The sequence below is a fragment of the Streptomyces sp. NPDC056061 genome, from assembly GCF_042266885.1.
GTDB lineage: Bacteria > Actinomycetota > Actinomycetes > Streptomycetales > Streptomycetaceae > Streptomyces.
Window position 1 is genome coordinate 1 of record NZ_JBHJWQ010000057.1, and the last position, 23,135, is coordinate 23,135.

Genomic DNA, 23,135 nt, shown 5'->3' on the forward strand with positions numbered 1-23,135 from the left:
AGAATCGTCCGCTGTGACCTGCGGGTCAGAGCAGTCTTGAGAATCGCTTCACCTCCCCCGTGAACGGGGGAGCACTGCGATTAGCCCCGGTAGCGACGCCCGCCCAGGACGAGCGACTCGATGCCGCCCACGTGGCCGATCCGGTCGGGCAGCGGGGCGAGGTGTTCGGGGTAGTGCTGTTCCATGGCGAGGACCGTAGTGGGCGCCACCGACATCGACAGCGGTACGCGGGTTCCGGTGGTCACGGCTCGGGCAAGCGCCCGACCGCCGCGAGGTGAACGGCGAGACGACGAACGGCGTGCAAGCCCGAGTAGCCCCACATCTCGAACTCCGCGTCCCGCACCTCACCCGGACCGGGCCCGGTCCACTGCCGCGCTCCCGCACGCTCCACCAGCTCGCCGATCGCGACGAGGTCGGCTCGGACCTTCTCGGTGTGGTCGTTCTCGGCGTCGACGAGCGCACCGACGACCACGCTCAAACTCATGGCCCGATCCTGCCAGCACCGATCGGACGGCCACACCTTGCCCTGCCGCCGGTACGCGTCGTCGACCGGGTCGACCACCCGCGGCAGGTGCTCGGTCCCGGCGGTTCGCCGGGACTCCGCGAACGCCTGCCCCAAGGCCGTGGGGCGTCCCTCGCGGCCGAACACCGCGGCACAAGGCGCTGCCCGAGGCCGCTGTCGACGGGCACGCGCAGTGATCGGGGGCGGCGCAGCCCAGTTCGTTCCCGCGGTGGGGAACGGGCTCAGGTCAGGGCGAGGAGGCTGACTGCGACGGCGGCGGTGCCAAGGCCGACGAGCTGGCCGCGGTGGATGCGTTCGGCGAGAACCCTGCGGGCGAGCAGGACCGTAGCGGCCGGGTAGAGGGCGGTGATCACGGCGACGACGGCGAGGTCCCCGCTGCGGGCGGCGAGCAGGAACAGCAGGTTCGCCACGGAGTCGAGCATTCCGGCAGCTGCCGACACCGCGTAGGCGGGGCGCTCGGGTCCGAGCCTGCGGTGCATCAGCCCCGCCGCGGTCAGGGTGACGGCCGAGGAGACCGCCCGGCCCACGAGCAGCGGGGCCACCCCGCTGCCGGAGGGGGCCTGGTGCAGAAAGATCAGCTGAAGGGCGATGGCGATGCCCGCGCCGAGGGCCAGCAGCAGCGCGGTACGGGCCGGACGCGCCACCCCGGCCCCCGGTCCGGCGCTGACCAGCACCACCGCCACCAGCGCGAGCGGCAGCCCCACCAGCCCGGCGAAGGCGAGGTGCTCGCCCTGCGCCAGGCCCACGCCCACCGGGAGCACGGCGGAGACCAGCGCGGTCACGGGCGACAGTACGTTCATCGGACCGACTGCGAGGGTCCGATAGAGCAACGCGAACGCCGCCGCCGAGGCGACCCCGGACGCGACTCCCCAGCCGAGCGCCCCGGCATCGAACGAGGCGCCGAGGAACGGCCACAGCAGCAGCTCGATCACGAGACTGGCCGGGGCCGCGATCATGACGGTACGCAGCACATGAGCCCTACGGGCTCCGAAGCCGCCGAGGAAGTCGGCGCACCCGTACGCGACCGAGCTTCCCAGGGCCAGTAGCAGAGCGATCACGGCACATCCCTTAGTATCCAATGAAACGACCGAACCGTACAGCAGGTCGACCGACCGATGTCAACCAACCGACCGTACGGTGCATTCAAATAGCTCAGCGGTGAAAATGGTGATGCAGATGGCCGACCCGGCCGCAGCCCTGCGGACGCTCGCGCGCAACGTCAGGACGGCCCGCAACCGCGCAGGGCTGTCCCTGGACGAACTCGGTCGACGTGCCCAGGTCAGCAAGGGCGCCCTGGTGGGCCTGGAGAAGGCCCAGGGCAACCCCAACTTCGCCACCCTGGTCCGGCTGGCCGACACCCTGGGGGTCTCCGTGTCCGCCCTGCTGGAGGGGCCGTCCGAAAGCCGCGTCCGCGTCGTGACCGCCGATGCCACCGCTCCGTTGTGGACCGGGAACCGGGGCGGCGAGGCCCGGCTCGTGCTGACGACCTCGGGCCCGGCCCCGGTCGAGGTCTGGCGCTGGGGACTGGAGCCGGGCGAGGAGTACGCCAGTCATCCCCACCGGGCCGGGGTCGTGGAGACCGTCAGCGTCACCGCGGGCCGGATGGTCCTCGTCGTCGACGGGACCGAGCACACCGTCGAAGCCGGACAGACCGCCACGTTCGACGGCGACGTCGCCCACGCCTACCGCGGCGCGGGCGACGGTACCTGCCGTCTGATCATGACCGTCCACCTGCCGCCGGGGCCCGGGTAGCACCGACGGCAGGCGACCATCGGGTTCCGGGCCCGGGACGTGTCATTTCGGGACCGGGGAGGCCCATCCGGCCGATGGCAGGCTCGTCCGCGAAGCGGATCCGGGCCGCGACGCCGTCACGGCCCGGTGACGAGCATGACGGCCAGGACGAGGACGAGCAGGGCCACGTAGGCGGCGGAGTGCAGGCGGTCGGGTACCCGCCCGCCGATCCGCCTGACCAGGGCGATGGTGGGCAGCGATCCGCAGAGCAGCATGGCGCAGGCCACCAGATCGACGTAGCCGATCCGACCGGTGTGTGCCGGGGCGGCGGGCGCGAGCGCGTAGACGAGGGTGCCCGCGAGGGCGACGGGGGCGCTGAGCGGGTTCGCCAGCGCGGTGGCAAAGGCCATGGGCAGTCCGCGACGGCGCAGCAACGGCACGGTCATGACACTGCCGCCGACGCCCAGGCTCGCCGCGACCGCGCCGATGCCCACACCGCCGAACGTCGTGGTGAACCGGCCGAGCGGGCGCGGCACCTCGCCCTCCGCCACGGCGAGAAAGCCCTTGCGCAGCAGGCTGTCCGCGATCGTGACCAGCAGGTACACGGCGAACAGCACATGCAGCAGGCCGCCGCTGAGCCGGGTGGCCACGAGCGAGCCGAGCACCGCGCCCAGCAGGACGAAACCGGCAAGGGGCCACACGTACTCCTGCCGCAGCCGCCCGGCGCGGTGCTGGGCCAGCGTGGCGGTCACCGCGTTCACGACCATGACGGCCGTCGAGGTCGCGACGGCCACGTGCATGGCGTCGCCCGCGTCGTCGTGCGTCGCGGTGGTCAGGTACGCGTAGACGACGGGAACGGTCACGAAGCCGCCGCCGAAGCCGAACAGCACCGTCGTGACGCCGGTCAGGCAGCCGAACAGGAGGAGCGGGAGGAAGGGGAGGAACGAGGTAAGCACGGTGAAAACGCTAGGCACCGGGGCCGAGGCGGACAATCGATGATCCGCCGACTTCTTACGCGCAGACGACAGCGCGACGTAGGGTCGGGGGATGCGCAATGTTCCGGTCGACGAGGTCGACGACCTGGACCGTGCGGTGCTGGCCATCGGCACCGACTACCCGCACGACCATCTGCTCGCCTTCCACGCCCACCGCCGCGCCCAGGTCCTGTACGCGGCGACCGGTGTGATGCGGGTCGAGACGGCGGACGGGTCCTGGACCGTGCCCACGGCCCGCGCGGTCCTGATCCCGCCCGGGGTCCGGCACCAGGTCGCCATGACGGGGGTCAGCACCCGCAGTCTGTACATCGAGCCGGGTGCGGCTTTGTGGTTTCCCGAGCGGTGCCGGGTGGTGGACGTCTCCGCGCTGCTGCGGGCACTGCTCCTCGACGCCGTCGACATGGCGCCCCGCTATCCCGAGCACGGCCGGGACGCGACCGTCGTCGAACTGATCCTGCACGAGCTGCGGAATCTGACGCCGCTCCCCCTCGACGTGCCGCTGCCCGCCGACCCGGAGCTGCGACGGCTGTGCGACGCGTTCCTGCGCGCACCGGACATCCATGATCCCCCGGCCCGTTGGGCGGCGGCCCTGAACGTCGGCGAGCGCACCCTCGGCCGGCTGTTCCGGCGCGGTACGGGCCTGAGCTTCGCCCAGTGGCGGCAGCGCGCGTGCATTCTGCGGTCGGTGCACGCGCTCGCCGAGGGCACTCCGGTGACCCGGGTCGCGGCATCGCTCGGGTACGAGAATCCCGCCGCGTTCACGGCTGCCTTCCGGAGCCTGCTCGGCTGTGCGCCGTCCGCGTACCGGGCCCGGCCGTCGCACCGCGACGCGGGATGACCCGCGGCGCGGCGGCCTCGGGGCCGCTCCGGCTCGGCGCGTTCTTGTCCGCCGTCCGCGCACCGCACTACCGTGCCGCCGTGGACCTCTTCTCGCACTCCTGGACGGCCCTGCGCGCGGCGGTCGCCGAACTCCCGGACAAGGACTTCGAGCAGCCGTCCGGCTGCACCGGCTGGCTCGTGCGGGACCTGGTGTGTCATCTGGTCATCGACGCACAGGACGTCCTGATCACGCTCGCGACCCCGGCCGACACGGAACCGACGCGCGACGCGCTGACCTACTGGGACGTCGCCGGGGCGCCGCCGACCGGCGACGATCCGCTCGACGCGCTGACCGTCCGGCTGGCCGCCGCCTACGGGGAGCCCCGGCTGCTGAAGTTCCATCTCGACGATGTCGGGGCCGCCGCGGGCCGCGCCGCCGGTCTCGCCGCCCCGGACGCCCGGGTGAGCACCCGCGACAAGGTTCTCACGGTCGGCGACTACCTCACCGTGTACGTCCTGGAGTGGACGCTGCACCACCTCGACCTGATCGCGCGTCTCCCGGGCGCGGCACGGCCGCCCGCGGAGGGGCTCGCCCGGTCCCGCGAGCTGCTGGAGCGGATCGCCGGGACGGCGTTCCCCGCCTCGTTCTCGGACGAGGACGTGCTGCTGGTGGGTACCGGGCGGCGTGCGCCGACCGATGCGGAGCGGGCCGAACTCGGCGAAACGGCCGCGCGGCTCCCGTTCGTCCTCGGCTGATACGCGGGGATGGCGAGGGACCGCGCGGACGCCCCTCCCGGGAAAGGCTGGGGCGGGCCCTGACCGAGGTCGGCCGGGCCGTGCCGAGTCGGGCTGGGCTGTCCGGCGGGAGGGCGGCGCCCGTGGGACGTTGGCGGGTGCGCGAATGCGCGGGCGCACACCGTAATGCCTCGAAGGGGTTGTCGCGGCCGGTTCGCCACACAAACCCGTCACGGTCGGGAAACCTGGTCCGCGTGGCCGAGAGGCATCCGACACCACACACTCCGACCGCCGGAACCATTCCCCGGCCCCGGCGGTCGGTCCCACGGCCTCCCCTCCCGGCCATAGGGCCCGTCCGGCGGATCTTCCCGCCTTCTCCCCGCGCCTCGGGGCGTCGCACAGGGGCTGCCCGCTCACTTGTGGTCCGGTCGATGTCGAGTGGGCTGACAGGGAGGGCGGCAGGCCGCGGAAGTCCTCGTCGGAGGCAGTGTCCCCGGGTTCTCGGAGCAGTGCCCACAGCAATCGCGGCGTTCGGGGCTGCTCGTCTTCCGCAGGGGCCGAGAAGCCTGCCCGACTGCCCCGCGGCCGCCCTGCGCCGCGCTCCGCGCACCCGCACCACCGGGTGTCCGCTCCCGCCCCCTCCCCGGCGCCGCCGACCGCTGTCAGACTTGGAGCTGCCCCGCCGCGCCCCCGTCGGCGGGGTCACCCCCGGAGGTCACCTATGACGTGCGGAAACTGCGGCGCTGCGGCCACTCAGGGGCCCGACGGGTCGTGGACCTGCTCCAACCAGTGCGGCTGGTCCTCGACCGTCCCGGCCACTGCGATAACCCCCGAGATCACCACCACCCGCTGCCGCGGCTGCGACGCCCAGGTCTACGGACTCGACGGGCGGTACGCGTGCGGCCTGTGTTCCTGGTCCAATCACTGGGACGAGGGACACCGCCCGCTCCCAGCCGCCGACAACACCTTCGCGGACAGGGACGTCAACATCCTGGACTGACCGCCCGGAGACGCCCGGTCGCCGTCCCTCGTCGTCCGTCGTCCGCCGCCGTGTCCCGTGCCCGCCGTTCCCGTCGGCGGGCACGGGGCACACGGCGGTCCACGGGTCAGACGGCCGGCAGGCAGGTCGTCTTCTTCCCGTGCAGGGCCGCCAGTCGCTTGCCCCGGGCCACCAGGTACCACTTCTGGATGTTTCCGCTGCCGTCGTTGTACGTCCAGCGCAGTTTCCCGCTGCCGGCGTCGAAGGCGTGGATGCCGCCCTTCTCGTCGAACTCCGTCGCCCCGTAGAGGGTGTTGCCGACCTTGACGAACTGCCAGGGGTAGGCCACGTCCAGGAGGTCGTCGTTGTGCCAGACCTTCTTGCCGGTGGCGGGGTCGACCGCCCACAGGCCGTGAACACTGTCGGAGGCGTACAGGACGCCGTCCAGGACCGTCGGGTCGTTGAACCGACTGAACTCCTCGGAGGCGAGCGACCAGCGCTCCTTGCCGTCGGCCAGCGCGAAGGCGCGCAGTCGGGGCCCGTCGGCGAGGACGACGAGTTCCTCGTGGACGGCGAACCGGCGGTTGTTGGACCGGCCGATCTTCTTCGTCCAGACCTGTCGGCCGGTCGCGGTGTCACGGACGGTGAGGTTCTCCCGGAAGTCGGTGTAGACGAGGTGTCCGCCGACGGCCTCCGCGGTGATCCCGGTCTCCTCCGTGCCGTGGTCCCGCTGCTCGCGCCAGACGACCTTGCCGGACGTGGTGTCGATCGCGGCGATCACGTTGTCCGGCGTTCTGAAGTCCTTGTCCAGGATGCCGCCGGTGACGTAGACGTGGCGGTCGTCCGCCGCGATCGGACGGGGCTGCGAGTACTGCGTGCCCAGACGGCTGCGCCAGGTCTCCTTGCCGGTGGCGGGATCCAGGCCGACGACGTTCCCGTCGTACTCGGCGCTGGCGAGGTACAGGGTTCCGGAACCGAGGAGCAGGTTGGCCCCGGGGGTGGTGACGCCCTTGCGGGACCACACCTCCCGGCCGGAGGCGATGTCCCGCCCCACCAGCGGGTCGCCGGACACGATCACCACGTCGCCCACCACGGCGATTGCATCATTTCCGGCCAGGCCGTCGTTGGCCGCAGGCGACTGCCACAACGCTCGGGGTGCGGTGCCGGGCGGCGGGGTGCTGAAGGAGTCCCCCGTCCCGCCACCGTTCGTCCCGCCGTCTCCCGGCTTCCGTGTGGCACCACCGTCGGCTGGGTCGTCCTCCGGCGCACACCCCCACACACCGGCCCCGAGCAGTGCGACCCCCAGGCCCTTTCCTGCCAGTCTCATCACCCGGCGACGTGACACGTCGTCTCGGCCCATACCCTTCTCCCCCTCTTCACGCGATGTCCGTGCGCGATGCGCCGTATGCCCGGTCCACCGGACGCGCCCCCGACGTGGGTGCCCGGAGCCGGATCAGAGTTAACCAGCGAATTTCAGCCAACTGCGGGGTGGGACGTGAACGGGACGGCTCTGTGACGGGCTCGACACAACGAAACGGACGGGGAACATCGGCGCAGGCCCCCGAGGACGCCCCGCCCCGCGAGCCCGAGCAGCCGGCCATGCCTGCCCTTCGCATGTACTTCGCGTGCCTGCGCCCGGTGGCACTCCCACGCTGTCGGTGCCGCGTAGGCGATGTGTCGGTGGCCGCAGGAATGCTGGGCGGACGGGGCCGCTCTCCTGAACAGCCCCGTCCACCGCCCCTGTTCCGCGATCCCCTGCGAGGGAGTTCATCCATGTCGCCCTTCCGCCCCCACCCGCTCTGGGACGTTCATCGGCTGCCGCGTGCGGACGGCCGCGTCTTCCTGGTCACGGGAGGCAACGCGGGCATCGGGTACTTCGTCGCGGAGCAGTTGTCCACGACTGGTGCCACGGTCGTGCTCGGCAGCCGGAGCCCGGAGAGGGCCGAGGCCGCCATGTCCGCGATACGCGTGCGCGTCCCCGGCGCACGCGTGCACACGATGCGCCTGGACCTCGCCGATCTGTCCTCGCTGCGAGCCTCGGTGGACGCGCTGGAGGTGTCGCACATCGACGCGGTGGTCCACAACGCCGGGGTGGCCCTCGACGACCCGCCGCGCCGGGAGACGGTGGACGGCAACGAGATCATGTTCGGCACGAACCATCTCGGGCACTTCGCCCTGACCCACTGGCTGATGCCGCTGCTGTCGGCCGCGCCGACCGCCCGCGTCGTGACCATGGGCAGTTTCGCGGCGAAATCCGAACGGTTGGACCTGGACGACCTTCAGTCCCGGCGCGACTACCGGCCCAAGCGCACCTACGGCCGGTCAAAGCTGGCGCAGATGCACTTCGGGCTCGAACTCGACCGCCGCCTGCGGGCCGTCGGCAGCACGGTGACGAGCGTGGTGGTCCATCCCGGCGGGGCCCTGGATGCTCTCACCCCCTCACGCCCGCCGGCGATCCGTGCACGGCCCCTCGGCGCCCGGCTGCGCGGGGCGCCCGCCGCCGTTCTGCTCCAGGGCAAGCACGCCGGGGCGTGGCCCGCGGTGCGCGCGGTGCTCGACCCGGCCGTGCTCGGCGGACAGCTGTGGACGCCGCGGGTCCTCGGCCTGCGCGGCAGGCCCCGGCTCGAAACGGTGTGGCGTCATCTCACCGACGCTTCCGTGGCGGCACGGCTGTGGGATGCCTGCCGCGACCTGACCGGCATCGACGCGGTCGTTGCGGGCGGGACGGCCGGGCAGGGAACGGCCGTCCCGGGGGCGGCCGAAGCCACCCGTGGCGGTGCACGCGGTGGACACGCCGAAGCCCCCACCACCTGACGGCCCCACCGCCTTACCTCCCCACCACCTGACGGCTCTTCCGCCAGGCGACTGTTCCCCGTCGGTTCCGCTTCCGCTTCCGCTTCTGCTTCTGCTTCTGCTTCCGGTGTCGGTGCTCTGTCGCGCCGGTGCACCGTCCGGGCGTCGGGTCAGCGTCCCCGATCGCGTCGCCGGGCACCGGCGCGGCCGTAGCACCCTGCCAGCGCGTGGAAGGCTTCCTTGGGCTCCCAGTGCCAGTCGGACCGGGGATCGTCGAACCGGTCCTTGACGGGTTTGACGATCGCGTAGCTTGCCATGTCCAGGTCGTAGCGCGGTTCGGCGGAGTGCGGGGCGTCGGCGGTGACGAACTCGAAGGCCATCGCCGCGTACAGCCCCAACGACTCGAAGACTCCGAGCAGTTCGGTGAGATAGGCGGCCTGGGTGCGCTCGCTCCGTACCAGGTCGCCCTTGATCTGCGGCGGTTGCACGCTGTAGTCGACGGTGTCCCACCCCATCCCGCCCCGTTCCGGCGCCCCCACGTAGGCGCACGTGCCGAACTCCGTGATGGCCAGCGGCTTTCCCCAACGGAGGTACGTGCGCAGCTCGCGCAGGTAGTCCGCGCGGTTCGGGAAGTACGAGTAGTAGTCGATGCCCACGATGTCGAACAGGTTCCAGTCGACCTCGTCCTCCTGCGCGGCCGCGTACGACAGGTTGCCACCGAAGACCGAACGCCCGACCGCCGCGGCCCGCTCGGTGAACGCGTGCAGGCGGCGCATCATCCGCTCGGGGTCGTAGTTGCCGGTCGTGAGGTTGTGGATGCGTTCCTGTGCGTTGTCGCCGGGAACGATGCCCGGCACGAACAGCCAGAATTCGCAGCCCACACTCAGGTCCGCCCGTGCGCCCTGGCGGCGCAGCCGTTCCAGGTGCCGACCGGTCTCCGCGAGGTGGTCGAGGATCTCGTGGGCGGGGCGGTCGCCCAACGTCGGCTGGAGCCAGACGTGCAGGCCCTGTTCGGCCGCCTCGGTCGCGGTGGCGTCGAGCCGTTCGACGCCGTCGCCCGTCACCTCGATGGAGGTGACGTGCAGGTCCCGGGCGATGGCACGGACGTCCGCGCGCATGCGGGGAATGCTCCAGGCGGTGGCAGGGGTCTCTCCCTCGCCGACCGTGTAACACACCCCACGGTGCTTCAGCCCGGTGCCGCGGACGGTGCCGCCGCCGTGTCCCCCGGCATCGCCGCCGCCCATCGGCTCCGGGCTCCGGCCGCCCGGCGTCACCGCCGATGCGGAGGTTCCGGTCAGGAGAGCTCCGGCCGCCGCGGCCCCGACCGCTCCGGCTCCTGCCAGGAACCTGCTCCGGCTGATCCCTCGGTTGTGTTCACTGCGCTGCATGACGACTCCCTGCGGCTGGGCGCTTCCTGTATTGGCCGCCAGCCTGTCCGGCGGGGCCGTCCGGCCGAATCGGCCGAAGGTCTGCGAACCACCGGCGAAAGGATGAACGGAGCGTCGCCGAAGGCTACTTGGGTTCCTCCCTTCGTCGGCCGCGCTCGGGCCGGCAGTCTCGGCAACGGACCCACCGCATGCCCCATCACTGTTCGACAAGTGCCGAACGCCGTGCGGCACTCAATCCTGTTCCCGGGACCGCGGCGGTTCCGCGAACGGTCACCGGCCTCCGACCGCCCGGGTCGTCGCCGCGGGCCGAAACCCCCGAGACTTCGCCGGAACACTGCGTTAAACTTTCGGCGACGTTGATCGCGAATCGAGGAGACCGGACATGGCAGGGGACGACGACATCTCGGGGTGAGATCCCACCCCGACAGGCCACCGGCCGATGCCCAGAGGCATCGCGCAGCCGTTGTGGCCCGTCTTGTCGTTCCTTTCTTCCCCTTCGTCCGTGTCCCGGGCACCAGTCTCTGTGTGCCCGTATCTCCTTCGAGGTCTTCCCATGTCAGACGCCTCCGTCATCTGCTCGAACGTTTCCTTCTCCTGGCCCGACGACACCCCGGTGTTCCAGAACCTGTCCTTCTCCCTGGGCGGCGGCCGGACCGGCCTGGTCGCGCCCAACGGCTCCGGCAAGAGCACCCTGCTCCGGCTCATCGCCGGTGAGCTGCGCCCCGGCACCGGGTCGGTGTCCGTGGCCGGTTCGCTCGGTCATCTCCCGCAGAACCTGCCCCTGTCCGGTGACCTCACGGTGGCCGAGATCCTGGGAGTCGCCGAGGCCATCCGGGCCCTGGACGCCGTGGAGTCCGGGGACGTGGACGAGAAACACTTCACGACCATCGGTGACGACTGGGACGTCGAGGAACGCACCCGGGCCCAGCTGGACCGGCTCGGCCTCACCGACCTCACCCTCGACCGGAGCCTGAGCACGCTCAGCGGCGGCCAGATCGTCTCGCTCGGGCTGGCGGCCCAGCTGCTGAAGCGCCCCGACGTCCTGCTGCTCGACGAGCCGACCAACAATCTCGACCTCGATGCCCGGCACAAGCTCTACGACGTGCTGGAGGACTTCGGTGGCTGTCTCCTGCTGGTCAGCCACGACCGGGCGCTGCTGGACCGCATGGAACGCATCGCCGAGCTTGAGAGCAGTCAACTCCGCTTCTACGGGGGGAACTTCACCGACTACGAAGCTGCCGTGCAGGCCGAGCAGGAGGTCGCCGAGAAGAACGTCCGCAACGCCGAGCAGGAGCTGAAGCGGGAGAAGCGGGAGATGCAGCAGGCCCGCGAACGCGCCGAGCGCCGGGCGAGCAACGCCGCCCGCAACCTCAAGAGCGCCGGCCTGCCGCGCATCTTCGCCGGGAACATGAAGCGGGGCGCCCAGGAGTCCGCGGGCCGGTCGGGCCAGATGCACGCCTCCCGGGTCGGCGAGGCCAAGAGCCGGCTGGACGAGGCGGGCCGCGCGCTGCGCGACGAGCAGCGCCTCACGCTGGACCTGCCGGACACCGACGTACCCGCCGGACGCACCCTCTTCCTCGGCGAGGGGCTGCGGGTGCGCCGCGGCGAGCGACCCCTGTTCGGCTCAGAGGGCGTCGATCTGACGATCCGCGGGCCCGAACGCATCGCGCTGACCGGCCCCAACGGTGTCGGAAAGACCACACTGCTGCGCCTGGTCAACGGCGATCTGCAAGCGGACGAGGGACAGATCAAGCGGGCCGACGGCCGGATCGCGTACCTGTCGCAGCGGCTGGACCTGCTGGACCCCGACCGCAGCGTCGCCGAGAACTTCACCGCATTCGCCCCGCAGCGGCCGGAGGCGGAGCGGATGAACCTGCTCGCCCGCTTCCTCTTCCGCGGGGCCCGGGCCCACCTCCCCGTGCGCGTGTTGTCCGGTGGTGAGCTGCTGCGCGCCACCCTGGCCTGCGTGCTGTGCGCCGAACCGGCCCCGCAGCTGCTGCTCCTGGACGAACCGACGAACAACCTCGACCTGGTCGGCGTCGGCCAGCTGGAGAGCGCGCTGGGTTCCTACCGGGGGGCGTTCATGGTGGTCAGCCACGACGAGCGGTTCCTCGCCCGGATCGGCGTGAACCGCTGGCTGCGGCTGTCCGGCGGCGAGCTGAGGGAGACGGGGGCGCCCGAGGTGTGAACCGCCGACGTGTCGGCCGGGCCCGCGTCCGAGGTGTACACCCGGCGGGCCGCACACCAACCACGTCAGGTGGATCACACCCATGTCCCGTCCCGCCCTGCTCGCCCACGACCTCATCCGCACCCTCGGCACCCGGCGCGTGCTGGACGGGGTGTCGCTCACCGCGTCCCCCGGCCACCGCATCGGGCTGATCGGGGAGAACGGCGCCGGTAAGTCGACGCTGCTGCGTCTGCTCGCCGGAGTCGACGAACCCGATGCCGGGAGCATCACCCGACCGGCCGACCTGGGCTTCCTGCACCAGGAGATGCCGTTCGACGCCGTGTCGACGGTCGCCGACGTGCTGGACGACGCCCTGCGCGAGGCCCGCGCCGACCTCGCCGAGCTGGAACGTCTCACCGAGGGGCTCGCCCGCGACCCCCAGGACTCCCCCGCGTACGGCGAACTGCTGGACGCGTACGGCCGACGGCTCGAACAGGCCCAGCAGCGGGAGTCCTGGGACGCCGACCGGCGGGCTGCGATCACGCTCGACGGGCTCGGCCTCGCCGCGGTCGGGCACGACCGGACCCTCGGCTCCCTCTCGGGCGGGCAGCGCAGCCGCCTGGCACTGGCCGCCCTGCTGGTTCGCCGCCCCTCTGCGCTCCTCCTGGACGAGCCGACCAACCATCTCGACGACGCCGCCGCCGCGTTCCTGGAGGGGCAGGTGCGCGGCCTGTCCGGGGTGGTCGTGGTGGCCAGTCATGACCGGGCCTTCCTCGACGCCGTCTGCACGGACCTCATCGACCTCGATCCGGCGGTGGACGGCCCCGTGCGGTACGGCGGCGACTACAGCACGTACCAGGTCGAGAAGCGGGCCGAGCGGGAGCGCTGGGAGCGGCGGTACGCCGAGGAGCAGGAGGAAGTGGCGGCGCTGCGCAGGTCGGCGGAGGTGACCGCGCACCGGGTCGCCCCGAACCGCGAGCGCCGGGACAACGAGAAGATGGGCTACGGCCATCGGGGCGGCCGGGTGCAGAGCCAGATCTCGCGGCGGGTGCGCAACGCCACCCGCAGGCTGGACGAACTGGAACGCGGTCGGGTCGGCGAGCCGCCGCAGCCGCTGCGGTTCCGCGTCGCCGCGCTTGCCGGGAACACGGCCGACGGCACCCTCGTCTCCCTGCGCGACGTATACCTGCCGGGCCGGTTGGACGTGGCACGGCTGGACGTGTCGGCGACCGAGCGTCTGCTCGTCACCGGAGGCAACGGGGTCGGGAAGTCGACGCTGCTGTCCGTACTCGCGGGGCGTCTCGCGGCCGCGGGCGACGTGCGACGGCGGCGGGGACTGACCGTGGGGCTGCTGGCCCAGGACACCGTGTTCGAGCGGCCGGACCGCACCGTGCGCGACACCTATGCACTCTCGCTCGGCACCGAACGGGCTGAGGCGGTGCCCCTGGTCTCGTTGGGGCTGGTGCGCGAGGCGGATCTGGACAAACCGGTCGGGCAGCTGTCGGTCGGGCAACGGCGCCGGCTCGCGCTGGCGCTCCTGGTGGCACGTCCCCCGGAGCTGCTGCTGCTCGACGAGCCCACGAACCATCTGTCGCCGGGGCTCTGCGACGAACTGGAGGACGCCCTGGGTGCCGGTCCCGGCGCGATCGTCCTGGCCAGCCACGACCGCTGGCTGCGCAGACGCTGGCAGGGACGCGAACTCCGACTGGGCTCCGGCCGGGGCTCCGATTGAGCCGCTGCCGACACTCGGGGCGAGTCCTGGCCGCCCCTCCGATCGAGTCGTCCCTCAAGCTCTGGTTGAGCTTGAGGGACCATCCCGTTCGGTGAGTCCGCAGCGGCAGACGACGGTGCGGAACAATGCCCGTGGAGGCGAGAGGATGCCCGGTGATGCCGCTGCCGCCCGCGGCGCCTGCCGCCACCGTCCGGCAGCCGCACGGGAACGGACGGGAACGGACGGGAGCGGACGGGAACGGACGGGAGCGGACGGGAACGGACGGGAGCGGGCTGCGGCCCGGCCGAGCCGCCCGGACCGGCCACGGCTCGCAGGCTCGGCGGACGATGCGCCATGCAGCGATATCAGTCCCCGGCCAAGGTGGTGACGTGAACCTGACTCACGTCTTCATGTGCGGAGATCCGGCCCTGGACTTCGCGCCGACGCTCCGGGAACGGCGCTCCGCGCGGTTCGAGATGTTCGCGTCACCGGACCGGCTGGGCGCGTGGTACGTGGAGTCCGGGATCGTCGACCGCGCGACGGCCGTACGGGAGGCCGTCCACCGGCTGGTGACGGACCGTCGCCGTGGCGACACCTTCGATGCCGAGGCGTTGGAGGTCCTGCACGGTGCGGCACGCAGGCCGTCCGCGCCCCCGCAGCTCACCGTGTCGGGCCGCTGGACCGAGGCCACCCAGGAAGAAGCCCTGTCGGCCGTGGCGCGTCAGGCGGTCGAGTTCCTGAGCGGGCCGGACGTGCCGCTGCTCAAGGAGTGCGGCAATCCCGAGTGCACCCGTGTCCACATCGGCCGTTCGCGGAGCGTGCGGCGGCAGTGGTGCGGCATGGAGTCGTGCGGGAACAGGATCAAGGCGGCCGCCTATCGCGCACGCAAGAAGAACGCGCAGGCCACCACCACAGCCTGACGCCCCGCGCCGGAGGCCCCGGGATGCGGGCGGGGCGCCCCGGCGGCGGCAGGTCTCAGCGGGTCAGCAGGTCCCGCAGCGCCTTCGCGACATCGGCCGGCGCCTCCTCGGCCATGAAGTGACCGCACGAGACGGTGGAGTGCTCCAGGTCCGCGGCCCAGGCACCCCACAGGGCGGTGGCGTCGTACCCGAGGGCGGCGCCCCAGTCCTGCTGGAGGACCGAGACCGGCATCGTGAGCTGCTTCCCGGCCGCCCGGTCGGCCCTGTCGTGTTCGACGTCGATCCCCGCCGATGCCCGGTAGTCCGCGACGATGGACGGTACGGCACCGCGGCAGGCGTCCAGGTAGACGGCACGGATGTCGGCCGGGACGGCGTCGGGGTCCTCGGCCCACAGGTCGAGGAAGTGGGAGAAGAACGCGTCGGCGCCGGCCTCGATCATCCGCTCGGGCAAGCCGGGCGGCTGGGCCATCAGATAGAGATGGAAACCGACGGCGGCCGACGTGCCGTGCAGCGCCTCCCACATGTCCAGGGTCGGCAGCACGTCCAGGCAGGCCACGTGGGTGATGGTCCCGGGGTGGTCGAGCCCGGCCCGGAACGCCACCAGGGCACCCCGGTCATGCCCCGCCAGCGCGAAGCGCTCATGCCCCAGGGCGCGCGCGAGTGCGACGACGTCGTTGGCCATGGTCCGCTTGGAGTAGGTGTCCGGGCCCTGTTCGCACGGTTTGTCACTGTCGCCGTAGCCGCGCAGGTCGGGGCAGATGACCGTGTGATCGGCCGCGAGGTCCGCCGCGACGTGTCGCCACATGAGGTGGGTCTGCGGGAAGCCGTGCAGGAGGACGACCGGCGGCCCGCTCCCGCCGACGGCGACGTGGAGCTCGACCTCCTCGTCCACCCGGATCCGCCGGTGGTCGAATCCCGGGATGGTGTGTGCCATGGCGTTTCTCCTTCTGTTCTGGCTGTTCCGGTGCGCATGCCTGTTCCGGTGCCTGTTCCGGTTCCGGACTCGGTTCCGGTTCAGGACTCTGTTCCGGTTCCGGTTCTGCTACGGGCTCCGATGCCGGTGCCTGTTGCGGTGCGCGTCCCGCACCGGTGCGCATGCCGCGTCCGCGGTCGGTGCGCTCGTTCTTCTCCGGACGGTGCGTTCAGCCTGCGGGGCTCCGATCAGCAACGGATGAACGCCGGTGCGACGGGCCGCTTGTAGGTTGGGGGCGGGGTCGACGGGCTGAAGGGGCGGACGGCGAGGGTGCGGGTGGAGTTCGGGGTGCTGGGGGCGGTGGCCGCCTGGGACGAGACGGGGACCCCACTGCTTCTCAAAGGGCCCAGGCATCGCGCGGTCCTGGCCCGCCTCGTCGTGGCCCATCGGCGGGTCGTGCCGGTGGCCCGGCTGGTGGAGGACCTGTGGGACGAGCCGCCGGCCGATGCCGTGGGCGCCGTGCGCACCTTCGTCGGCGGGCTGCGGCGGGCCGTCGAGCCGGACCGGCCGCCCAGGACCCCGCCGCGCCTGCTGGTCACGGAGGGATCCGGGTACGCCCTGCGGGTCGCGAGGGACGAGGTCGACGCGTGGCGGTTCGCGCAGGTGGTGAACGGCCTGGGCGACGACGGTCCGGCCCGGGTCGCGGAACGTCTAGCCGAAGCGCTGGACTGGTGGCGCGGCCCCGCCTTCGCGGACTTCGGCGACGAACGCTGGCTGCGCGCGGAACGCGCCCGGCTGACCGAACTGCGCCTGCACGCCGTCGAGCGCCTCGCCCGGGCCCGTATCGGCCTGGGCGAGGCTGCGGCCGCCGTGCCCGATCTGGACGCGCATGTGGCGGAGCACCCGTGGCGGGAGGACGCCTGGCGACTGCTCGCGCTGGCGCTGTACCGCTCCGCCCGGCAGGCCGACGCGCTGTCCGTCCTGCGCCGGGCGCGCGGCATGCTGCGCGAGCACCTGGGGGTGGACCCCGGCCCCCGCCTGCGGCGGCTGGAGGAGGACGTGCTGCGGCACGCCGATCACCTGGATCCCGACACCGGGTCGGCGGTGGAGCAGGTGTGGGCGCGGGCGTCTGCCGCGTACGAGAGCTCCTTGGCCTCCCGGGCGCGGACCCGGCTGGAGTCCACGGCCGGTCTGATGCGGGACCTCGCGGTCACCGGCGGGGGCGGGCTGGAGTCGGCGCGGCAGCACCGGGTCGCGGCCGCGGCCGCCGCCGAGCAGCTCGGCGACCCCGAACTGACGGCGCGCGTCATCGGCGTGTACGACGTACCGGCGATCTGGACCCGTGCCGACGATCCCGAACAGGTACGGCGGCTGGTCGGCACGGCCGAGCGAACCCTTGGGCTGCTGCCGTCCGGGGGCGCGGAATCGGCGCGCTGTCGGCTGCTGGCGACGATCGCGGTGGAGTCACGGGGCATGCTGCCCGCGGACGTACCGTCGTCCGGCGCCATGGACCGCCCGCTTCGGGCGGCCCGGGAGGCGGAGGAGATCGCCCGACGGCTCGGCGACGCCTCGCTGCTCGCCTTCGCCCTCAACGGCACCTTCATGCAGACGTTCCGGCGGGCCGGGCTGGCGCCCCGGCGGGACGCGGTCGGGGCGGAGCTGGTGTCCCTGTCGGCACGCCACCAACTGGTCCGGTACGAGGTGCTCGGCCACCTGATCCGTGTGCAGGCGCGGTCCGCGGTGGCGGACCTGGCCGGCGCCGACCGGCACGCGGCGGCGGCCGACGAACTCGCCGCGCGGCACGACCTGCCGCTGGTGTCGGTCTTCACCACCTGGTACCGGGCGCTGCGGACCGCCATGACGCAACCGCTGGCCGCGGCCCTTGCCGCGTACGAGGAGGCCGCGAGGTGTCTGGACGGGTCGGGCATGCCCGGACTGCGGAACGGCCTGCCGCCGTTGGCGCGACTGAGCGTGCGTCTTCGGCACGGGGAGCCGGTTGCCGTGGACCGCGATGCCGACTGGGGGCCGTACGAGCCGTGGGTGCGTCCGGTGCTCCTGGTGGACGAGTGTCGGCACGAGGAGGCGGGTGCGGCGTTGCGAGCCGTCCCCGCACCGCCGCGCGATCTGATGTCCGAGGCCATGTGGTGCCTCGTCGCACGGGCCGCCGTCGCCGTGGGCGAGCGAACGGCGATGGCGCGGGCGCGTACGGAACTGTTGCCCGCCGCATCCGAGCAGGGCGGGGCGGGGAGCGGTCTGATCACGTTGGGGCCGGTGGCGGATCACCTCGGCATGCTGGCCGCGGCGCTGGACTGATCGCCGCGGCCCGGCACGGACCGGCCCCGACAGTCACGTCCCTTGCCCGTCACATGAGTTGGGCGGGGACCCGGGACGGTCGGGGACCTGGGTCGGTCGGGGACTTGGGTCGGTCGGGGACCTGGGTCGGTCGGGGACTTGGCGTCCGGATCACCGGGTGATCGAATATGGGATGACCTCATTCTGGACCGGCGAACGCGTACGCCTGCGCAGTGTCGAGCCCGACGACTGGGCCGTTTTCATGCGCCTGGCGGCGGACGAGGAGGGGCTGGGTGACCTGCTGCACCCACCGCGCTCCGCCGAGGGCCACCGGGCCTGGGCGCAGGAGCGGGCCACTGCCGGAACGGACGGCGACTGTTTCACCTTGGTGATAGAAACCGTCGACACGGGGCAGGCGGTCGGCGCCGTCGGCTCGCACCTGGCCGACCCACGTGCGGGCTGGTTCGAGTACGGCATCACGATCGGCGCCGAACACCGGCGCAGGGGCTACGCGGCGGAAGCCGTGGTGATGCTGTTGCGCTACATGTTCGCCGAACGGCGCTTCCACAAGTGCCAGGCACGGGTCTTCGCCCACAACGAAGGATCGTTGACGCTCCAGCGTCGGCTCGGGTTCGTCGAGGAGGGGCGCCTCCGCGACCAGGTGTTCCTCGCCGGCCGCCACCGTGATCTCGTGATGATGGGCATGCTCGCCGACGAGTTCGCCCGGTTGCACCCGACACCCGGACAGTGAGTCCGGCGGGTCCGGTGGGTTTCGCCGTCCGGTGGGTTTCGCTTGTCCGGGACCGGCCCGGCGCGGTGCTCGACCCGGCATTTCCTGTACATCCGGACGATCCTCGGCCGGCCGGACTGCCGTCCTCTGCCAACGCGTAGCCGCCGAGACCGGGCAGTTCGTGGCCACCGAAGAGGGCATGACAGGACACGATCGTTTCGCCCTCGTCCGCCTCCGGGAATCCGTGATCCTCGTCGTGGACCACCGTCGACAGCACGGCCATCGGTTTCCGGGAGCAGCATCGAAATGCCCTACATCGATGCCCAGTTCCAGCGGCGGGTGGTGGCCGACCGGCCTCTGGTCGTGCCGGACGGAGCGAAGAACTTCGCCTTCCTCGGGCAGTTCGTCGAGATCCCGGAGGGCGTGGTCTTCACCGTCGAGTACTCGGTGCGGTCGGCCATGACGGCCGTGGACCACCACTTCGGCGTGGACAAGGGGATCCCGCCGATGTACCGCGGCCTCGCAGACCCCAGGGTCGCCCGGTCGGCCCTCCGCACAGCCTTCTCCTGACCCCGCGCGCCGCCAGGGCCCTCCGCGGACCGGGACGACGGGCCGACCACCCGACGGCACGCGTTGAAGACGTTGAAGACGCCTCCAGGACTCGGCACGGACCGGGCAATCGGCTCCCGATCACGGCTCTAGAGCCGGAATGCTTCCATCAGCACAATGCCTACCGCTCCGTTGAGGGCGTCATGCCACAGAGCCATGCGCTCGTCGTCGTCGGCCACGTTGATCACCAAGTCGGCCAGTTCATGGGTTCCCGGCTGGGCGGCGGGCTGACCACCGGGGGCCTCGACGGGCTCCAGCACGAGTCTCCGCAGTAGGCGGCGGGTCCTTGGATCCAGTTCCTTCAGGAAGACCGGCGGAAACAGCTCGTCGGCACACATCGCGGGTGACATGCCTTGCGAGGCACGGACCTGGGCGTGGGAACAGAGCCAGACAGCCGCCATGAGAACGACAAGGGTTCCGTCGCCGTCTGCGACGCGGCGCTCCAGTCCGGACTTGCAGGGCTCACAGCCCTCGTAGGCAGCGGCCAGTGCCCCGGAGATGTCGTCCTCGTCGTCAGTGATCAGACCTCGGGCGCCGTCGGGGAGTGTGTGGCGTCCATTCTCGGGACAGAGGGGTACAGAGGTTCTGGACGTCGTCGGACGGCCATCGCCGCCCCGGGGCGTTGGAGCATCGGCCGGTGCCGGAGCGCCATCCGGTGCTGGAGCGTCGTCCTGTGTCGGAGCGTCAGCCGGTGCCGGGGCGGCACCCTCGACCTCGTACCGAAGGGGATTGAATGGCGTGAGAACCGTGATGACCACGGCCTCCCCCGCGTTCCGAAACATCTGGGTGATGCTGCGCCGTTGCTGATCCGCCTGTTCCCATGTGTCGTATCCCCACTCGTTCTCCCGGCCGTCCGGCACACGGCAGCGGACGACGTACGGGTGGGACGTTCCGTCCGGCCTGTTGCTGCTACCCGACACGCAGTCATCTCCTTTGACGCTGTCTCTTGGCCGACACCACCCGCACGACGATAGAACATGGGACGTTGGCCAACAGCGACAGAACCGACCTGCATCCAGCAGAAGACCGGCCGTTCGGTACGGCAACTGCGTTTGGTGCGGCGTTGTGGAAGGTCGTTCGTTGGGCGGTCGGTGTCGGTGCAGATGTTGATACGGCTCGGTGGGCGGTTGGTCCGGCCGGGCTGCATGAGCGGTACGTGCACCGGTTCGTCGCGCGCGTCGCCGAGGCGGACAGCGCCCGTCGCCGAACGCGTCCCTCCCCTACAACTCAGGGACCACCCACGGCTGTTGTGTCATTCCCAGGGTGGATGGAGGTGCGGCCCGATGAGGGATCCGCATGCGCGGCAGGTTCCTGAAAGATCTCTCCTGTTCGAACACGCAACCGGAAGGATCGATATCGTGCGCAGACGACGTCTCGCGCCCCTGTTGGCCGTGAGTGTCACGGCCACGCTGGCCCCCGTGCTCGCCACCTCGACGGCCACCGCCGCTCCGGTCGCCACCCCGTCGGCCGCCTCCTCGTCCGTCGCCACGGGCGGGCTGGACCCGTATGTGAAGCAGAAGCCGCGGTGGAAACGGTGCGGAGCCGACTCCCCGGCGGAGTTCGAGTGCGCCACGATCAAGGTTCCGCTGGACTACCGGGATCCCGGGGGCAAACGGATCGACCTGGCCATATCCCGGATCCGGAGCACCGCGCCCGACAAGCGGCGAGGAGTCCTGTTCTCCAACCCCGGCGGCCCTGGGGGACAGGGGCTCTACATGCCGCTGGCGATGCAGGAGCAGCTCCCCGAGGCCGCACGGCAGCAGTACGACCTCATCGGCTTCGATCCGCGCGGTGTGGGGCTGAGCAGCCCGGTTTCCTGCGGTATGGAGCCGGAGGAGGAGGACTGGCTGCGGCCGTACAAGGAGGAGACGTTCGACAAGGATGTCGCCTGGGCACGCGCCGTCGCCAACAAGTGCAGGGAGAAGGCGGGCGACACGCTTGCGCACATCACCACGCGCAACACCGTGCGCGACATGGACCTGCTCCGGGCGGTCCTCGGTGAGAAGAAGATCTCGTACGTGGGCTTCTCGTACGGCACCTACCTGGGCGCCGTCTACACCCAGCTCTTCCCGGGCCGGGCCGACCGGTTCGTGCTGGACAGCGCGGTCGATCCGGCGCGCGCCTGGCGCGGGATGATCCAGTGGTGGGCGGAGGGCGCCGAGCCCGCGTTCGACCGGTGGACCGCGTGGGCCGCCGAGCGTTCGGAAAAGTACGGTCTCGGCGACACCCCGAAGCAGGTGGACCGGACGTTCTGGGACCTGGTCGCGCAGGCCGACGAGAAGCCCATCGAGCTGGACGGGCAGTCGGTCACCGGTGATGACATCCGCAGCGGTATGCGCGCAGCGGTCTTCAGCCCGGAGGAGGCCACCGAGGCGTTCGTGGAGCTGAGGAAGGCCGCGGACGGCAAGCCCTCCTCCGCGAAGAAGCTCGCGGCGTTCACCGGATCCGAGAGGACCGGGACGACAGCCACCGCCGCCGGGACCGGTGCCCGTGCCGCCGAGATCCCGTCGGACAACATGACGGCGAGCTTCTGGGCCGTGGTGTGCGGCGACAACTCGGCCGCGTGGTCCCGCGATCCCGAGAGCTACCGGCGGGACGCCATCAAGGACAAGGGCCGTTACCCGCTCTACGGTGACTTCGCGTCCGGCATCAAGCCGTGCGCGTTCTGGGACAAGTCCGTGGAACCGGCGACCGGGGTGCACAACAAGGTCGGTGCCCTTGTCGTCCAGAACGAGTGGGACTCGCAGACTCCGCTGCCCAGCGGTCAGGCCCTGCACGCCACCCTGAAGGGCTCGAAAATGGTCACCGTCCTGGGCGGCGAGGGCCACGGTGTCTACCCGAACGGCAACGCGTGCACGGACGGCACGGTCAACGACTACCTGCTCACCGGCAGGCTCCCGGCGAAGGACGTGACCTGCAAGGTGACGGCCGACTCGAACGCGGAGGCGCAAAAGGACCGGAAGCGGGACGTGCTCCCCGGGTCTCCGCTCCCGGAGCGGGCCCCGGACCGTTTCTGAGCCCGTTCGCATGACCCGTCGCTCCATGCCCGCCGTCTCTGCCGACGGGCATGGGGCATGGGGCATGGGCCACACGATCGGTCCCGTGATCGTGTCGTAGCAGTACTCCGGTATCCGTACGGAGGCCGTCGCGCTGCCGAGGTTGTGGAGCGCCGGTGCCCGGTGGCCCTTCCCGTCACCGTCCGGCGCGGTGGTAGACGACGTCTGCGAGGTCGTCCCGGCCGTAGGCGGACGCGTTGCTCAGGTGCCCGTCGAACGGGCCGACCTTCGTCACCGTGCGGCCGCCGCGGAAGACGATCTGGAGGCCGTGCTCCCGCTCCCAGGCACAGGACGACTCGCTCGACAGGCACACCTGCCGGTCGCCGGACCAGTCCCGCTCGACCGTCACCTCCCAGCCGAACTCGACGTGGTCCCATACGTCGTCGGGACCGTCGATCGTCACGACGGGATCGATGCCGAGCTCCACCAGTCTTGACCGGACGTCCTGGTAGTAGGCGAAGACGAATGGCGCCGCCGCGCGCAACGCCGAGGCCCCGAGGGCGAGAAACGCGTCGATCGCGGTGTGGAAGTCCTCCTGCGCGTCATCCTCGTCGTAGCCGACTACGAGGAACTGGCACTCGGCATCGTCCAGTACCCGCACGGTGATCGGGTCGCTCGTGTAGGAATCGCCATCGTCCTCGACGGTCCCGAGACCGGGTATCTCCATGGCGGTCAGCTTAGAAGTCATCTCATTTGGTTGGGTAGGCTTCGGTCGTGGTCTCGATTGTTGAGCGGCTGGTGCCGGACGAGTTGTGGGAGTTGTTCCAGCGAGTG

Annotated in this window: 20 protein-coding genes; 12 read left to right on the forward strand and 8 right to left on the reverse strand. The window is 71.5% G+C overall.

Features of this window, described 5'->3' with window-relative positions; genetic code table 11:
- Positions 1 to 241: 241 nt before the first annotated feature.
- Together ACFC79_RS37185 and ACFC79_RS37190 are read right to left on the reverse strand one after the other, a co-directional pair.
- Positions 242 to 484: a hypothetical protein gene (locus tag ACFC79_RS37185; RefSeq protein ID WP_376249556.1), complete on the reverse strand. Its 243-nt coding sequence runs from the start codon at positions 482 to 484 to the stop codon at positions 242 to 244.
- Positions 485 to 744: 260 nt separating this feature from the next.
- Complete coding sequence (locus ACFC79_RS37190; protein WP_376249558.1) at positions 745 to 1,581, reverse strand: EamA family transporter; 837 nt, start codon at positions 1,579 to 1,581, stop codon at positions 745 to 747.
- 118 nt (positions 1,582 to 1,699) lie between these two features.
- Between ACFC79_RS37190 and ACFC79_RS37195 the strand changes: the two genes are divergently transcribed.
- Positions 1,700 to 2,275 (forward strand): helix-turn-helix domain-containing protein, encoded by a 576-nt coding sequence (locus ACFC79_RS37195; RefSeq protein ID WP_376249560.1) that lies wholly within the window; start codon positions 1,700 to 1,702, stop codon positions 2,273 to 2,275.
- A 116-nt stretch (positions 2,276 to 2,391) separates the two neighbouring features.
- Here ACFC79_RS37195 and ACFC79_RS37200 read toward each other — a convergent pair whose 3' ends face one another.
- Complete coding sequence (locus ACFC79_RS37200) at positions 2,392 to 3,210, reverse strand: sulfite exporter TauE/SafE family protein (protein ID WP_376249562.1); 819 nt, start codon at positions 3,208 to 3,210, stop codon at positions 2,392 to 2,394.
- Between the two features lie 91 nt (positions 3,211 to 3,301).
- On the opposite strand from ACFC79_RS37200, the gene ACFC79_RS37205 reads away from it, so the two are divergent.
- The 3 genes from ACFC79_RS37205 to ACFC79_RS37215 all read left to right on the forward strand — a co-directional run bounded on the left by ACFC79_RS37205 (position 3,302) and on the right by ACFC79_RS37215 (position 5,803).
- Positions 3,302 to 4,087 carry a helix-turn-helix transcriptional regulator gene (locus tag ACFC79_RS37205; RefSeq protein ID WP_376249564.1) on the forward strand — a complete coding sequence of 262 codons (786 nt, stop codon included), beginning with the start codon at positions 3,302 to 3,304 and terminating at the stop codon, positions 4,085 to 4,087.
- An 80-nt stretch (positions 4,088 to 4,167) separates the two neighbouring features.
- A complete protein-coding gene (locus tag ACFC79_RS37210) occupies positions 4,168 to 4,824 on the forward strand; it encodes a maleylpyruvate isomerase N-terminal domain-containing protein (protein WP_376249586.1) in 657 nt (218 codons plus the stop codon).
- Positions 4,825 to 5,524: 700 nt separating this feature from the next.
- Positions 5,525 to 5,803: a hypothetical protein gene (locus tag ACFC79_RS37215; RefSeq protein ID WP_376249565.1), complete on the forward strand. Its 279-nt coding sequence runs from the start codon at positions 5,525 to 5,527 to the stop codon at positions 5,801 to 5,803.
- A 106-nt stretch (positions 5,804 to 5,909) separates the two neighbouring features.
- On the opposite strand, the gene ACFC79_RS37220 is transcribed toward ACFC79_RS37215, so the two are convergent.
- Complete coding sequence (locus ACFC79_RS37220; protein WP_376249567.1) at positions 5,910 to 7,109, reverse strand: PQQ-binding-like beta-propeller repeat protein; 1,200 nt, start codon at positions 7,107 to 7,109, stop codon at positions 5,910 to 5,912.
- Between the two features lie 446 nt (positions 7,110 to 7,555).
- Here ACFC79_RS37220 and ACFC79_RS37225 point away from each other — a divergent pair, with 446 nt between their 5' ends.
- Positions 7,556 to 8,596, forward strand: coding sequence for an SDR family NAD(P)-dependent oxidoreductase (locus tag ACFC79_RS37225; protein ID WP_376249568.1), 1,041 nt, complete (start codon positions 7,556 to 7,558; stop codon positions 8,594 to 8,596).
- A 149-nt stretch (positions 8,597 to 8,745) separates the two neighbouring features.
- Here ACFC79_RS37225 and ACFC79_RS37230 read toward each other — a convergent pair whose 3' ends face one another.
- Positions 8,746 to 9,963: an abortive phage infection protein gene (locus ACFC79_RS37230; RefSeq protein ID WP_376249569.1), complete on the reverse strand. Its 1,218-nt coding sequence runs from the start codon at positions 9,961 to 9,963 to the stop codon at positions 8,746 to 8,748.
- A 553-nt stretch (positions 9,964 to 10,516) separates the two neighbouring features.
- On the opposite strand from ACFC79_RS37230, the gene ACFC79_RS37235 reads away from it, so the two are divergent.
- The 3 genes from ACFC79_RS37235 to ACFC79_RS37245 all read left to right on the forward strand — a co-directional run bounded on the left by ACFC79_RS37235 (position 10,517) and on the right by ACFC79_RS37245 (position 14,761).
- Positions 10,517 to 12,151, forward strand: coding sequence for an ABC-F family ATP-binding cassette domain-containing protein (locus ACFC79_RS37235; RefSeq protein WP_376249570.1), 1,635 nt, complete (start codon positions 10,517 to 10,519; stop codon positions 12,149 to 12,151).
- Positions 12,152 to 12,233: 82 nt separating this feature from the next.
- Complete coding sequence (locus tag ACFC79_RS37240) at positions 12,234 to 13,862, forward strand: ABC-F family ATP-binding cassette domain-containing protein (protein ID WP_376249571.1); 1,629 nt, start codon at positions 12,234 to 12,236, stop codon at positions 13,860 to 13,862.
- A gap of 368 nt (positions 13,863 to 14,230) precedes the next feature.
- Complete coding sequence (locus ACFC79_RS37245; RefSeq protein ID WP_376249573.1) at positions 14,231 to 14,761, forward strand: CGNR zinc finger domain-containing protein; 531 nt, start codon at positions 14,231 to 14,233, stop codon at positions 14,759 to 14,761.
- 55 nt (positions 14,762 to 14,816) lie between these two features.
- On the opposite strand, the gene ACFC79_RS37250 is transcribed toward ACFC79_RS37245, so the two are convergent.
- Positions 14,817 to 15,695 carry an alpha/beta fold hydrolase gene (locus ACFC79_RS37250; protein WP_376249574.1) on the reverse strand — a complete coding sequence of 293 codons (879 nt, stop codon included), beginning with the start codon at positions 15,693 to 15,695 and terminating at the stop codon, positions 14,817 to 14,819.
- A 309-nt stretch (positions 15,696 to 16,004) separates the two neighbouring features.
- Between ACFC79_RS37250 and ACFC79_RS37255 the strand changes: the two genes are divergently transcribed.
- The 3 genes from ACFC79_RS37255 (at position 16,005) to ACFC79_RS37265 (ending at position 19,266) form a co-directional block, all read left to right on the forward strand.
- Positions 16,005 to 17,987, forward strand: a complete 1,983-nt coding sequence (locus ACFC79_RS37255; protein ID WP_376249576.1) for a BTAD domain-containing putative transcriptional regulator — start codon at positions 16,005 to 16,007, stop codon at positions 17,985 to 17,987.
- A 172-nt stretch (positions 17,988 to 18,159) separates the two neighbouring features.
- Positions 18,160 to 18,717 (forward strand): GNAT family N-acetyltransferase, encoded by a 558-nt coding sequence (locus tag ACFC79_RS37260; protein ID WP_376249578.1) that lies wholly within the window; start codon positions 18,160 to 18,162, stop codon positions 18,715 to 18,717.
- 285 nt (positions 18,718 to 19,002) lie between these two features.
- Positions 19,003 to 19,266, forward strand: coding sequence for an oleate hydratase (locus ACFC79_RS37265; protein WP_376249579.1), 264 nt, complete (start codon positions 19,003 to 19,005; stop codon positions 19,264 to 19,266).
- Between the two features lie 128 nt (positions 19,267 to 19,394).
- On the opposite strand, the gene ACFC79_RS37270 is transcribed toward ACFC79_RS37265, so the two are convergent.
- Positions 19,395 to 19,706, reverse strand: coding sequence for a hypothetical protein (locus tag ACFC79_RS37270; protein WP_376249581.1), 312 nt, complete (start codon positions 19,704 to 19,706; stop codon positions 19,395 to 19,397).
- A gap of 957 nt (positions 19,707 to 20,663) precedes the next feature.
- Between ACFC79_RS37270 and ACFC79_RS37275 the strand changes: the two genes are divergently transcribed.
- On the forward strand, positions 20,664 to 22,322 hold the full coding sequence (locus tag ACFC79_RS37275) for an alpha/beta hydrolase (RefSeq protein ID WP_376249583.1): 1,659 nt from the start codon (positions 20,664 to 20,666) through the stop codon (positions 22,320 to 22,322).
- Positions 22,323 to 22,497: 175 nt separating this feature from the next.
- Here the strand turns inward: ACFC79_RS37275 and ACFC79_RS37280 are convergent, their stop codons facing one another.
- Positions 22,498 to 23,028, reverse strand: coding sequence for a DUF6985 domain-containing protein (locus tag ACFC79_RS37280; protein ID WP_376249584.1), 531 nt, complete (start codon positions 23,026 to 23,028; stop codon positions 22,498 to 22,500).
- Between the last annotated feature and the right edge of the window lie 107 nt (positions 23,029 to 23,135).